Consider the following 14,314-nt stretch of genomic DNA (forward strand, 5'->3'; position numbering starts at 1 on the left):
AAGGTTTTTCTTATGATATAGGGGTTTTATTGAATTCCATATTTAAAGAAAATCTATCGTTAAGAAGGATTCGACGACATCTTTGAGAATGTCATCGACAAGTTAAATTTAACTTAATTGGAGGTGTGAAATTTGGCCAACGCACAGGTACTTGAGCAAAAGCAACAAGTTGTTGCTGAAGTGAAAGAAAAATTAGAAACAAATGCTTGTACAGTTGTTGCAGATTATCGTGGGTTAAATGTTACAGATGTAACTGAACTTAGAAAATCTCTTCGTGAAGCAGGCGTGGAATTCAGTGTTATCAAAAACACTCTAGCTAGACGTGCGACGAAAGGTTCAGAGCTTGAAAGCTTAAGTGAACATTTTGTCGGTCCTACTGCAGTAGCGTTTAGTAAAGAGGACGTTATTGCACCGGCTAAAATTTTATCAGACTTTGCTAAAAAGAATGATAACCTAAAAATTAAAGCGGGTGTACTAGAAGGTGAAGTTGTTAGTGTAGATCAAATCAATGAGTTAGCTTCCCTACCATCAAGAGAAGGTCTACTTTCTATGTTGCTTAGCGTTCTTCAAGCTCCAGTTCGCAACTTTGCACTTGCTGTTAAAGCAGTTGCAGATAAAGACGAAAACGGAGAAGCACAAGAAGCTTAATATAATTTAAAAAAATTAAAATAAAATAATGGAGGTTTACTCATGAGTCAAGAACAAATTTTAGAAGCGATTAAAGGTATGAGTGTCTTAGAATTAAACGATCTTGTTAAAGCGATCGAAGAAGAATTTGGTGTTACTGCTGCTGCACCAGTTGCAGTTGTTGGTGGTGCTGCTGGTGGCGATGCTGCTGCAGAACAAACTGAATTTGATGTAATCCTAACTAGCGCTGGTTCATCTAAAATCAATGTAATTAAAGCAGTTCGTGAAGCAACTGGTTTAGGATTAAAGGAAGCAAAAGCATTAGTTGATGGTGCTCCTACTCCTATTAAAGAGGGCGTATCTAAAGATGATGCAGAAGCTCTTAAAGGTAAACTTGAAGAAGCTGGTGCTTCTGTAGAAATGAAGTAGAACTTCTTAGAATCCCCCCCTGGAATATTTTCGAGGGGGTTTTCTTTTATGAGGCATCTTCGAAAAGTCACCGGTAGAGGATTTTCTTATTATGAAAGGAAGAGTGTGATGGGTGAGCAGTATTTCACGCAGGATCCTTCTGTAGAAAGTAATCGACAAAAGATTCAATTGTCACTCAGAGGCAAAGAATTAAAATTTTACACTGATAATGGTGTGTTTTCTAAAAATATGATTGATTATGGCTCTAAACTGCTCATTGAGCATATGGAAATTCCAAGTAGTGGTAAGATTTTAGATGTAGGTTGTGGATATGGGCCTATTGGATTATGTGCAGCTTCAATTGAAAAAAGTTGCAATGTTACAATGATAGATGTTAATGAGAGAGCGATTGGACTTGCTAAAGAGAACGCAGTACTTAACCACATCTCTAATGTAGAAATATATCGAAGTGACATTTATAATCGTTTAGAGGCTGGTCAAAAATATGATGTGATCCTAACGAATCCACCTATTCGAGCTGGGAAAGAAGTTGTACATTCTATTTTTTCAGGTGCTGTTGAAAGGTTGAATGATGGTGGTTTACTATGGGTAGTTATACAAAAGAAACAGGGGGCTCCTTCAGCGTTTGAGAAGCTGGAAAGTTTATTTTCAACAGTTGAGGAAGTTTCGAAGAAAAAAGGATATAAAATATTTAAAGCGATAAACGTATAATTTTCATAATATTCGTTTGACTCTTATTTGTCACTATGTTATGATAGATAAATGTCAGAATTAAAGTGGGCGTAATTTCTTTAGTTCATTAAAATGTCAAGAAAATATTCATGAATATTTTTTTCTCTAATGACGTATAATGTTAAGATTTTAGGAAAATCTACATTATATGTATAAGTGTATCATACGGAGAAATATCTTGGCTACTACAACTTATATTCTGGAAGCTGCCTGAATCTGCAATTTTTAAAAATTTTGCTTGATAGGGCTTTTCTTGTTTTTCTTAAAGGAAAAGGATTCGACGACATCTTCGGAAAGTCATCGAAAGGTGATTTTGTTATGTTGTTATAGGTCAATTGCATGAGAGGTGAAATAGTTTGGCAGGACAACTTGTTCAATTAGGACGACGCGAGCGTAGAAGTTATGCAAGAATTAGTGAAGTGTTGGAGGTTCCAAATTTAATCGAGATTCAAAGGAAATCATATCAGTGGTTTCTTGAGGAAGGTTTACGTGAAATGTTTCACGACATTTCTCCCATTCAGGATTTTACAGGGAACCTAGTATTGGAGTTCATTGATTATAACTTAGGAGAACCTAAGTATACAGTCGATGATGCCAAAGAAAGGGACGTGACTTACGCAGCACCGCTAAGAGTTAAAGTTCGTTTGATAAACAAGGAAACTGGAGAGGTAAAAGAGCAAGAAGTTTTCATGGGTGATTTTCCGCTAATGACTGAAACGGGTACTTTTATTATTAATGGTGCTGAGCGTGTTATTGTCAGTCAGCTTGTTCGTTCTCCAAGTGTGTATTTTAGCACAAAGGCTGATAAGAATGGTAAAACAGCCTATACTACAACAGTGATTCCGAACCGTGGAGCATGGCTTGAATTAGAGACGGATGCTAAGAACATCATTTATGTTCGTATTGACCGTACTCGTAAAATTCCTGTGACGGTTCTTTTAAGAGCGCTTGGGTTTAGTTCGGATCAAGAGATTATTGATTTATTAGGTGAAGATGAGTATATTCGCAACACCCTTGATAAAGATAACACTGAAAATACCGATAAAGCGTTGTTAGAAATTTATGAAAGATTAAGACCTGGTGAACCACCAACAGTTGAGAATGCAAAAAGCTTATTGATTTCTCGATTCTTTGATCCAAGAAGATATGATCTTGCTAATGTTGGTAGATATAAAATCAACAAAAAACTACATATCAAGGATCGTTTGTTCAATCAACGACTTGCTGAATCATTAATTGATCAGGAAACTGGTGAAATTATAGCTGAAGCTGGTCAAGTTGTTGATCGTAGATTGCTTGATTCCATTTTGCCTTATTTGGAGAAAAATGTAGGTTTCAAAGAATATAATGTTTCTACTGGAGTTTTAGATGAGGATACAATCCCGGTTCAAGCCATTAATGTATTTTCTCCAATTGAAGATGCGAAAGTAGTAAAAGTCATTTCAAATGGCTACATTGAAAAAGATACCAAACATATCACACAGGCTGACATCATTGCATCTATTAATTATTTTATTAATTTATTGCATGGTATTGGGCATACAGATGATATTGACCACTTAGGAAATCGCAGACTTCGTTCTGTTGGTGAGCTCTTGCAAAATCAATTTCGTATTGGGCTTTCCAGAATGGAGAGGGTTGTAAGAGAGCGGATGTCCATTCAAGATACGAATGCGATTACTCCACAAGCGTTGATCAATATTCGTCCTGTCATCGCATCAATTAAAGAGTTTTTTGGAAGTTCCCAGTTATCACAATTTATGGATCAAACGAATCCTTTGGCAGAATTGACTCACAAGAGACGTCTTTCTGCATTGGGACCGGGTGGTTTGACTAGAGAGCGTGCAGGGTTTGAAGTTCGTGATGTTCACAACTCTCACTATGGACGCATGTGTCCAATTGAAACACCTGAGGGACCGAATATCGGATTAATTAACTCTCTATCAACGTTTGCAAGAGTAAATGAGTTTGGTTTTATAGAAGCTCCTTATCGTTGGGTGAATCCAGAAACTGGTCAAGTAACTGAAAAAATAGATTACTTAACAGCGGATGAGGAAGATAACTATGTAGTAGCACAAGCGAATGCACCATTAAACGAAGATGGTACATTTACAAATGATATGGTTATTGTTCGTTATAATAAATCTGCTGATAACATTCAAACAATGCCGAAAGCACGCGTAGATTATATGGACGTGTCTCCAAAGCAGGTTGTTTCTGTCGCAACTGCCTTGATCCCGTTCCTTGAGAATGATGATTCGAATCGTGCATTAATGGGATCGAACATGCAACGTCAAGCTGTACCATTACTTATTCCAAGATCTCCACTAATAGGAACTGGGATGGAGCATAAGGCAGCTAAAGATTCAGGGGTTTGTATTGTTTCAAAGCACGATGGCTATATTGAAAAAGTTACAGCAAATGAAATTCTTGTTAGAAGACAAGAAACAATAGATGGAAGGGTAGTGAATGGTGATCTAGTTCGCCATAGAATCCATAAGTTTCTACGTTCTAATCAAGGTACATGTATTAACCAACGTCCAATTGTTAAAGCAGGAGAGCCAGTTAAAGTTGGAGACATTCTAGCGGATGGTCCTTCAACAGAAAAGGGTGAACTAGCATTAGGACAAAATGTTGTCGTAGCCTTTATGACATGGGAAGGTTATAACTATGAGGATGCTATTCTTTTAAGCGAAAAGCTAGTAAAAGAAGATGTGTATACCTCAGTTCATATAGAAGAGTACGAATCAGAAGCTCGCGATACTAAATTAGGTCCTGAGGAAATCACTAGAGATATTCCTAACGTTGGTGAAGATGCACTGAAAAACTTAGATGAGCGAGGTATTATCCGAGTTGGTGCTGAAATTTCTGCCGGAGATATATTGGTAGGTAAAGTTACACCAAAAGGGGTAACGGAACTTACGGCTGAAGAAAGATTGCTTCATGCTATTTTCGGAGAAAAGGCTCGAGAGGTTAGAGATACTTCACTTCGTGTTCCTCATGGTACAGATGGTATTGTTGTAGACGTGAAGGTGTTTACACGTGAAAATGGCGATGAACTTCCTCCAGGAGTAAACCAACTTGTGCGTGTATACATTGCTCAGAAACGTAAGATTTCTGAAGGAGATAAAATGGCGGGTCGCCACGGTAACAAAGGGGTAATCGCTAGAATTCTTCCAGAAGAAGATATGCCTTTCTTACCAGACGGCACACCAGTTCAAGTTGTATTGAATCCACTTGGTGTTCCTTCACGAATGAACATCGGTCAGGTGCTTGAAGTTCATTTGGGTATGGCAGCTAGATATCTTGGCATACATGTTGCTACGCCGGTATTCGATGGAGCTACTGAGGTTGATGTATTTGATACGATGGAAGAAGCAGGCATGCAGAGAAATGGTAAAACTAAGCTTTACGATGGTCGTACAGGAGAACAGTTTGAACGTGAAGTCACTGTGGGTGTAATGTACATGATTAAACTAGCTCATATGGTTGATGATAAAATTCATGCTCGTTCTACTGGTCCTTACTCACTGGTAACACAACAACCGTTGGGTGGTAAGGCACAGTTTGGTGGTCAGCGTTTTGGGGAAATGGAAGTATGGGCGCTTAAAGCTTACGGTGCAGCTTATACGCTTCAAGAAATTTTAACCGTAAAATCAGATGATGTGGTCGGTCGCGTGAAGACATACGAATCCATTGTCAAAGGGGAAAATGTTCCTGAGCCTGGTATCCCAGAGAGCTTTAAAGTATTAATCAAAGAGCTTCAGAGTTTAGGTATGGATGTAAAAATGCTTACCGAAAATGAAGAGGAAATTGACTTAAAAGAAGCGGACGATGATGAAGAAGATTCAAATAAAGACAAGTTAAGCCTTCAAATTGAAGGTGCTGAAGTGAATGTGGATTAATAAAAAAACACTCTAGAGGAGGGTCGCTCCTTGATGGACGTTAATAACTTTGAATTAATGAAAATAGGATTGGCTTCACCGAATTTAATACGCTCATGGTCTCGTGGAGAAGTAAAAAAACCTGAAACCATTAACTATCGAACATTAAAACCTGAAAAGGAAGGGTTATTCTGCGAGAAAATCTTTGGACCTACAAAAGACTGGGAATGTCATTGTGGGAAATACAAGAGAGTACGTTATAAAGGTGTTGTCTGTGATCGATGTGGTGTTGAAGTAACTCGTGCTAAAGTACGTCGTGAACGTATGGGACACATAGAATTAGCTGCACCAGTATCTCATATTTGGTATTTTAAAGGAATTCCTAGCCGCATGGGTCTTGCGTTGGATATGTCTCCTAGATCGTTGGAGGAGATTATCTATTTTGCATCCTATGTGGTGACAGATCCAGGTGAAACTCCACTCGAGAAAAAACAGCTGCTTTCTGAAAAGGAATATCGCAGTTATCGTGAAAAATATGGTTTTGGTTTTCATGCTGGTATGGGAGCAGAAGCTATAAAAAAACTTTTACAAAGTTTAGATGTCAATAAAGAAATTGGTGTTTTGAAAGAAGAATTGAAAACAGCTCAAGGTCAAAGGAAGAACAGAGCAGTTAAACGATTGGAAGTTTTAGAAGCTTTCAAGAGTTCAGCGAATGATCCAGAATGGATGATTTTAGATGTGCTACCTGTCATTCCTCCAGAGCTTCGTCCGATGGTTCAATTGGATGGAGGTAGATTTGCTACTTCAGATCTAAATGATTTATATCGCAGAGTTATAAATAGAAATAATCGTTTGAAAAGACTTCTAGATTTAGGAGCACCTGATATTATCGTTCAGAACGAAAAACGTATGCTGCAGGAAGCAGTAGATGCGTTGATTGATAATGGACGACGCGGTAGACCAGTTACTGGACCTGGAAATAGACCATTAAAATCTCTTAGCCATATGTTAAAGGGGAAACAAGGTCGCTTCCGTCAAAACCTTTTAGGGAAAAGGGTTGACTATTCTGGTAGATCTGTAATCGTAGTTGGACCTTACTTGAAGATGTATCAATGTGGTCTGCCTAAAGAGATGGCTTTAGAATTATTTAAACCTTTTGTAATGAAAGAGTTAGTTAGTAAAGGTTTAGCTCATAATATTAAGAGCGCAAAAAGAAAAGTAGAGAAAGTAAGTCCAGATGTGTGGGATGTATTAGAAGATGTGATCAAGGAGCATCCTGTCCTCTTGAACCGTGCACCTACGTTGCATAGATTGGGAATACAAGCATTTGAACCTATTTTAGTAGAAGGAAAAGCAATTCGTTTGCATCCATTAGTTTGTACTGCATATAATGCTGACTTTGATGGAGACCAAATGGCTGTACATGTACCTTTATCTGCCGAAGCACAATCAGAAGCAAGAATCTTGATGTTAGCGTCAGGGAATATTCTAAATCCAAAAGATGGGAAACCAGTTGTAACACCATCTCAGGATATGGTATTAGGTACGTACTATTTAACAATTGATAATCCTGAAGCAAAAGGTAGCGGAAGGATATTCAAAACAGTTCATGAAACCATTTCTGCTTACCAGATGGAACACGTGTCATTACATGCGAGAGTTGCAATTCCTGTAAAGGCATTAAGAAAAGAGAACATAACGGAAAAACAACAAAATGCTCTTTTAGTTACAACGGTAGGAAAAATCATATTTAATGAAACTTTCCCAAGTGTATTTCCGTTTATAAATGAACCTACTAAGAGAAATTTAGATAAAACACCAGATGAGTATTATATTTATGAAAAAGGAACAAATGTAAGAGAGTACATCAAGAGCTTGCCAATTGTCGGTGGTATTGGGAAGGATTATTTAGGGAATATCATTGCAGAGTGTTTCAGAGAGTATAAAACGACACAATGTTCTATTATTTTAGATAAAATAAAAGAGGTTGGTTTCACATACTCTACTAAAGCAGGAATTACAATAGCAGTGTCAGATGTTACGGTTCCAGAAGAAAAATATGTACTCATGAAAGAAAATGAAGATAAAGTAGAAACCGTAATGAAACAGTATCGTCGTGGATTGATTACTCCTGATGAAAGACATGAACGTATCATTGCGATTTGGAGTAAAGCTAAAGATGATCTTTCTGAAATCTTGATGAGTAAATTTGATAAATTTAACAATATCACCTTGATGGTTGACTCTAAAGCCAGAGGTAATAAATCGCAGATTACTCAATTAGGTGGTATGCGTGGTCTAATGGCCGATCCATCAGGTCATATTCATGAATTGCCGATTAAATCTAACTTCCGTGAAGGTCTGACAGTATTAGAATATTTCATTTCTACACATGGAGCGAGAAAAGGACTTGCGGATACAGCTTTACGTACTGCGGATTCTGGGTATTTAACTCGACGTTTAGTTGATGTAGCTCAGGATGTGGTAGTTCGTGAGGATAGCTGTAAGACAGATAAGGGATTCTTGGTATCTAAAATACAAGATGGTAAAGAAGTCATTGAAAATCTGTATGATCGTATTGAAGGTCGTTATGCATTTGCAACAGTTCGTCATCCAGAGACGAATGAAATTATCGTCAAACGTGACGATATGATTGATGACCGAATTGCACAAAATATCATTGCTGCAGGGATTGAAAAAATTCAAATCCGTTCTGTTCTAAGCTGTCGTGCTCGTCATGGCATATGTAAAAAATGTTATGGTCGAAACTTGGCTACTGGTTTTAACGTTGAGATCGGGGAAGCGGTTGGGATTATAGCAGCTCAATCTATTGGAGAGCCTGGAACGCAGTTAACGATGCGTACATTCCATACGGGTGGAGTTGCTGGAGATGATATTACTCAAGGTTTACCTCGTATTCAGGAATTATTTGAAGCTAGAAACCCTAAAGGTCAAGCGCTCATCTCTGAAATTGATGGTGTTGTAAAAGAAATTCGCGAGGTGAAAGATGGTCGCGAAGTTGAGATTGAGGGTGACGCGGAATCTAAGGTGTATACGTTAAGTTACGGTTCTAGAATGAGAATAGCTGTAGGTCAGCAAATCGAAGCTGGGGATGAATTGACAGATGGTTCTATCGACCCTAAAGAAATGCTGCGTATTAAAGGGATTCAAGGTGTCCAAAATTACATTTTACAAGAAGTGCAGCGTGTTTACCGAAATCAGGGTGTTGAAATCAATGATAAGCATATTGAAGTCATCGTAAGACAAATGTTGAGAAAAATACGAATCGTGATTTCAGGAGATACGAATTTACTTCCTGGTGCGTTTGCAGATATTCATGAATATGAAGAAGAGAATAAAAAAGCATTATTCTCAGGAAAGGAACCTGCAGTTGCGAAACCTGTATTACTTGGGTTAACAAAAGCTTCCTTAGAAACAGATTCATTCTTATCTGCAGCTTCATTCCAAGAAACAACCAGAGTGTTGACAGATGCGGCTATTAAAGGTAAAGTAGATCAATTGGTTGGTCTGAAGGAAAATGTTATTCTTGGTAAATTAATTCCAGCAGGTACAGGGATGAATCGTTACCGTAATGTAAAAATTGTGGATCAAACGACTGAAAATGTAGACCTGGAAGAAGCAATGAAAGAAACAGTTACTGTTGAATAAAAATAATATTGACAATGGTTAATCCAGGTGATATTATATTCGAGTGTGCCAAAAACAAATTTCCTGATGCTTTGGAGGATGATTAATGTCTTATGAAAAAGTAAAGCAGGCTGATCGTTTATCGATAGGCACGAAGCAGACTTTAAAAGTGATTGAACGTGGCAGTGCCACTGAAGTTTACGTAGCAGAGGATGCAGATCCTAAAGTGACGAACAAAGTCATTTCGCTTTGTAAGGAAAAAAACGTTAATTTGATTTATGTAGATTCAATGAAACAGCTTGGAAAAGCATGTGGAATTGAAGTTGGAGCTGCTGTAGCAGCTATTATAAACGACTAACAATATGTTTTTGTTTGCCTTAGGTTTCATGGTTTATTATGACCTGAGGTAGACAAAAACATTTCCTTTGTTCATTTTTGAACCGCCTGGATCTGTGGACATAAAATGAATTCAATTTGAATGTATTATTTTAGGAAGGAGGTGCAGGAATGCCTACAATTAATCAGTTAGTTAGAAAAGGACGTCAAGCAAAAGTTGTGAAATCAACTTCACCTGCTTTACAAAAAGGGTATAATGCGCTAAGAAGAGAAGAAACTAATCTAAGTGCACCTCAAAAACGTGGAGTTTGTACTCGTGTTGGAACAATGACACCTAAAAAACCGAACTCAGCTTTGAGAAAATATGCTCGTGTTCGTTTAACAAATCGTATTGAGGTTACTGCTTATATACCTGGTATTGGTCACAACCTACAAGAACATAGCGTTGTTTTAGTTCGTGGTGGTAGAGTTAAAGATCTTCCGGGGGTACGTTATCATATCGTTCGCGGTGCTTTAGATACTGCTGGTGTGAACGACCGTAAACAGGGAAGATCCAAATACGGTGCTAAAAGACCGAAATCATAAATGAATCATCATTTGAAATTACTCGGAAAGGAGGATGACCATGCCTCGTAAAGGACCTGTAACACGTAGAGATGTATTGCCTGATCCGATATATAGCAGTAAGCTAGTTACAAGATTAATCAATAGAATTATGATTGATGGTAAAAAAGGCGTTGCTCAATCTATTTTATATAATGCTTTTGACATTATTAAAGAACGTAGTGGTAACGATCCGATGGAAGTTTTTGAGCAAGCAATCAAAAACATCATGCCAGTTCTTGAAGTTAAAGCTCGTCGTGTTGGTGGATCAAACTATCAAGTACCGATAGAAGTAAAACCAGAACGCCGTACTGCTTTAGGATTGCGTTGGTTAGTTAACTATTCACGTCTTCGTGGAGAGAAAACAATGGAAGAGCGCTTAGCTGCTGAAATTATGGATGCTAGTAATAATACTGGTGCTTCAGTTAAGAAACGTGAAGATACTCATAAAATGGCGGAAGCAAATAAAGCATTTGCTCATTATCGCTGGTAAAATAAATATGAACTTAAGAAAGGAGATTATATAATGGCTAGAGAATTCTCCTTAAATGATACACGTAATATTGGAATCATGGCGCATATTGATGCCGGTAAAACTACCACAACAGAACGTATATTGTTCTACACAGGTCGTACTCATAAAATTGGTGAGGTTCACGAAGGTGGAGCAACAATGGACTGGATGGAGCAAGAGCAGGAGCGTGGGATTACAATTACCTCCGCTGCTACAACGGCTCAGTGGAAAGATCACCGCATTAACATTATTGATACCCCGGGACACGTTGACTTCACAGTTGAGGTAGAACGTTCCCTGCGTGTACTAGATGGAGCAGTTGGAGTATTTTGTGCAAAAGGTGGAGTAGAACCACAATCAGAAACCGTTTGGCGTCAGGCTGACCGTTATAAAGTTCCGCGTATTGCATACGTGAACAAAATGGACATTATTGGTGCTGACTTTGAAGGTGCTGTTGCACAAATGCGTGAAAGACTACAAGCGAATGCAGTACCTATTCAATTTCCAATTGGTGCAGAAGACAATTTTCAAGGTTTTGTAGACTTAATTGAAAATGTTGCTTGGTTATATAAGGATGATCTAGGTAAAGAGATTGAAAAATCAGAAATCCCTGCTGATCTGACTGATAAAATAGAAGAGCTGCGCACTGAAATGATTGAAAAGATTGCTGAGCTTGATGAAGAATTGATGATGAAATACTTAGAGGGAGAAGAACTTACAATTGAAGAGCTGAAATCAGCGCTTCGTAAAGGTGTTGTTGAAGTTCAAATCACACCTGTACTATGTGGGTCCTCTTATAAAAACAAAGGGGTTCAAGCAGTATTAGATGCTGTAGTAGATTACCTTCCAGCTCCTACTGATGTTCCTGACATTAGTGGTGAATTGGAAGATGGGACTGAAGTTGTAAGAAAGTCTTCCGACGAAGAACCATTTTCTGCATTAGCATTTAAAATCATGACTGACCCATTTGTTGGTAAGTTAACGTTCTTCCGTGTATATTCTGGAACATTGGACTCAGGTTCATATGTTTTAAATACAACTAAGGGAAAACGTGAAAGAGTTGGGCGTATCTTAATGATGCATGCAAACAGTAGAGAAGAAGTAGGAACTGTTTATGCTGGAGATATTGCTGCAGCAGTTGGTCTGAAAGATACAACAACAGGAGATACATTGAGTGATGAGAAGGAACCAGTCATTCTAGAGTCTATGACTTTCCCTGACCCAGTTATTTCCGTTGCGATTGAGCCAAAAACAAAGTCTGACCAAGACAAAATGGGTATTGCGTTAGCTAAATTAGCTGAGGAAGATCCTACTTTTAAAACTGAAACGGATGAGGAAACTGGACAAACGATTATTAAAGGGATGGGTGAATTACATCTTGAAATTATCGTTGACCGCCTAATGCGTGAATTTAAAGTGGAAGCTAATGTTGGTAAACCACAGGTTGCTTATAGAGAAACATTTAAAACTGCGGCAAAAGTGGAAGGAAAATTCGTACGTCAGTCTGGTGGTCGTGGTCAATATGGTCACGTATGGGTTGAATTTGAACCACAGGAAGCTGGTACTGGTTTTGAATTTGAAAACAAAATTGTCGGTGGAGTAGTTCCAAGAGAATATATTCCAGCAGTACAAAATGGTATCGTAGAAGCAATGCAAAGTGGTGTGTTAGCAGGTTACCCGCTTGTTGATGTAAAGGCAAGACTAGTTGATGGTTCTTACCATGATGTCGATTCAAGTGAAATGGCATTTAAAATTGCAGGTTCCATGGCATTGAAAAATGCAAAAGGAAAATGTAATCCTGTCATCTTAGAACCGATCTTCAAGGTTGAAGTAACTGTACCAGAAGAATACATGGGCGACATTATGGGTGATGTTAACTCCCGACGTGGACGTGTAGAAGGTATGGATACACGTGCTGGTGCGCAAGTTATTCGTGCAAAAGTGCCTTTATCTGAAATGTTTGGATATTCCACAACACTTCGTTCTAAGACACAAGGTCGAGGAACTTATTCTATGGAATTATCTCATTATGAAGAAGTACCTAAGTCAATTGCAGAAGAAATCGCTGCTAAAAACCAAGGTGCATAATAAATAAATTATTGTTTATACAATTAAGGAGGAAAATTTAAAATGGCTAAAGCTAAATTTGAACGTAATAAACCACATTTAAACGTTGGTACTATCGGTCACGTTGACCATGGTAAAACTACTTTAACAGCAGCAATCACAACTGTATTAACTAAAACATACGGTGGTGGAGAAGCGCGTGCATTCGACCAAATCGATAATGCACCAGAAGAAAGAGAGCGCGGTATCACAATCGCTACATCTCACGTTGAGTATGAGTCTGAAACTCGTCACTATGCACACGTTGACTGTCCAGGACATGCTGACTACGTTAAAAACATGATCACTGGAGCAGCGCAAATGGACGGAGCAATCTTAGTTGTATCTGCAGCGGATGGTCCAATGCCACAAACTCGTGAGCACATCCTACTTTCTCGTCAGGTTGGTGTTCCTTACATCGTAGTATTCATGAACAAATGTGACATGGTTGAAGATGAAGAGTTATTAGAATTAGTTGAAATGGAAATTCGCGATCTATTAAACGAATACGAATTCCCAGGTGACGACACTCCAATCATCCAAGGTTCTGCATTAAAAGCATTAGAAGATCCAGATGGTGAATACGGTCAAAAAATCATTGAATTATTCAAGATTATTGATGAGTACATTCCTGAGCCTGAGCGTCAAACTGACAAACCTTTCTTAATGCCAGTTGAGGATGTATTCTCAATCACTGGTCGTGGTACAGTTGCTACTGGTCGTGTTGAGCGTGGTACTGTTACTGTAGGTGACGAAATTGACATCGTAGGTATTGAAGAAGAAATTAAGAAAACAACTGTAACAGGTGTTGAAATGTTTAGAAAACTTCTTGACTCTGCTCAAGCTGGTGACAACATTGGTGCATTACTACGTGGTGTTGATCGCAGTGATATCGTTCGTGGTCAAGTTTTAGCTAAGCCAGCTTCTGTTAATCCGCATACTAAATTCAGTGCGCAAGTTTACGTTTTAACTAAAGAAGAAGGTGGACGTCATAAGCCATTCTTTACTGGATACCGTCCTCAATTCTACTTCCGTACAACTGACGTAACTGGAATCATTGAACTTCCAGAAGGTACTGAAATGGTTATGCCAGGAGATAACATCACTGTAACTGTTGAACTAATCAACCCAATCGCAATCGAAGAAGGAACTCGTTTCGCGATTCGTGAGGGTGGTCGTACAGTTGGTGCTGGTGCGGTTGCTACAATCGAAAAATAATATTGATTCATATAAGAAAAGCCCTTGTCAATCTAGACAAGGGCTTTTCATTATCTTATTGCATAATGTTTAACATTTGTTCCTTTTTGAAAAAAAAATATTTTTTTCTTGCATTCTACTTATATTTTTTATATAATATTGGAGTTGGTCTGAGACAGTGCGATGATGTGAGAGGTTGCTGACACACACGGCTCCTTTGCCATGAGTCATGTGTTAG

Annotated in this window: 10 protein-coding genes and 1 other annotated feature (1 of these 11 running past the window's edge); all 10 genes read left to right on the forward strand. The window is 38.3% G+C overall.

Features of this window, described 5'->3' with window-relative positions:
* Positions 1-20, forward strand: a sequence feature (ribosomal protein L10 leader region); it begins 128 nt to the left of the window's first position.
* Positions 21-132: 112 nt separating this feature from the next.
* The 10 genes from rplJ (at position 133) to tuf (ending at position 14,097) form a co-directional block, all read left to right on the forward strand.
* Positions 133-648, forward strand: coding sequence for a 50S ribosomal protein L10 (rplJ, locus tag Q5Y73_RS22505; RefSeq protein WP_305994175.1), 516 nt, complete (start codon positions 133-135; stop codon positions 646-648).
* A gap of 42 nt (positions 649-690) precedes the next feature.
* Positions 691-1,056, forward strand: a complete 366-nt coding sequence (rplL, locus tag Q5Y73_RS22510; protein ID WP_305994176.1) for a 50S ribosomal protein L7/L12 — start codon at positions 691-693, stop codon at positions 1,054-1,056.
* Positions 1,057-1,164: 108 nt separating this feature from the next.
* The gene (locus Q5Y73_RS22515; protein WP_305994225.1) at positions 1,165-1,767 is read left to right on the forward strand and encodes a class I SAM-dependent methyltransferase; all 603 of its coding nucleotides are present in this window, start codon (positions 1,165-1,167) and stop codon (positions 1,765-1,767) included.
* 377 nt (positions 1,768-2,144) lie between these two features.
* On the forward strand, positions 2,145-5,693 hold the full coding sequence (rpoB, locus tag Q5Y73_RS22520; RefSeq protein WP_305994177.1) for a DNA-directed RNA polymerase subunit beta: 3,549 nt from the start codon (positions 2,145-2,147) through the stop codon (positions 5,691-5,693).
* 30 nt (positions 5,694-5,723) lie between these two features.
* Positions 5,724-9,341 carry a DNA-directed RNA polymerase subunit beta' gene (gene rpoC, locus Q5Y73_RS22525; protein ID WP_305994178.1) on the forward strand — a complete coding sequence of 1,206 codons (3,618 nt, stop codon included), beginning with the start codon at positions 5,724-5,726 and terminating at the stop codon, positions 9,339-9,341.
* Positions 9,342-9,426: 85 nt separating this feature from the next.
* Positions 9,427-9,678, forward strand: coding sequence for a 50S ribosomal protein L7ae-like protein (locus tag Q5Y73_RS22530; RefSeq protein ID WP_305994179.1), 252 nt, complete (start codon positions 9,427-9,429; stop codon positions 9,676-9,678).
* A 149-nt stretch (positions 9,679-9,827) separates the two neighbouring features.
* Positions 9,828-10,241: a 30S ribosomal protein S12 gene (rpsL, locus tag Q5Y73_RS22535; protein WP_160647156.1), complete on the forward strand. Its 414-nt coding sequence runs from the start codon at positions 9,828-9,830 to the stop codon at positions 10,239-10,241.
* 40 nt (positions 10,242-10,281) lie between these two features.
* Positions 10,282-10,752, forward strand: coding sequence for a 30S ribosomal protein S7 (gene rpsG, locus Q5Y73_RS22540; protein ID WP_305994180.1), 471 nt, complete (start codon positions 10,282-10,284; stop codon positions 10,750-10,752).
* A gap of 33 nt (positions 10,753-10,785) precedes the next feature.
* Positions 10,786-12,861 (forward strand): elongation factor G, encoded by a 2,076-nt coding sequence (gene fusA, locus Q5Y73_RS22545; protein ID WP_305994181.1) that lies wholly within the window; start codon positions 10,786-10,788, stop codon positions 12,859-12,861.
* A 42-nt stretch (positions 12,862-12,903) separates the two neighbouring features.
* The gene (tuf, locus tag Q5Y73_RS22550; protein WP_305994182.1) at positions 12,904-14,097 is read left to right on the forward strand and encodes an elongation factor Tu; all 1,194 of its coding nucleotides are present in this window, start codon (positions 12,904-12,906) and stop codon (positions 14,095-14,097) included.
* Positions 14,098-14,314: the final 217 nt, after the last annotated feature.

This window comes from Chengkuizengella axinellae (assembly GCF_030730905.1).
Lineage (GTDB): Bacteria > Bacillota > Bacilli > Paenibacillales > KCTC-33759 > Chengkuizengella > Chengkuizengella axinellae.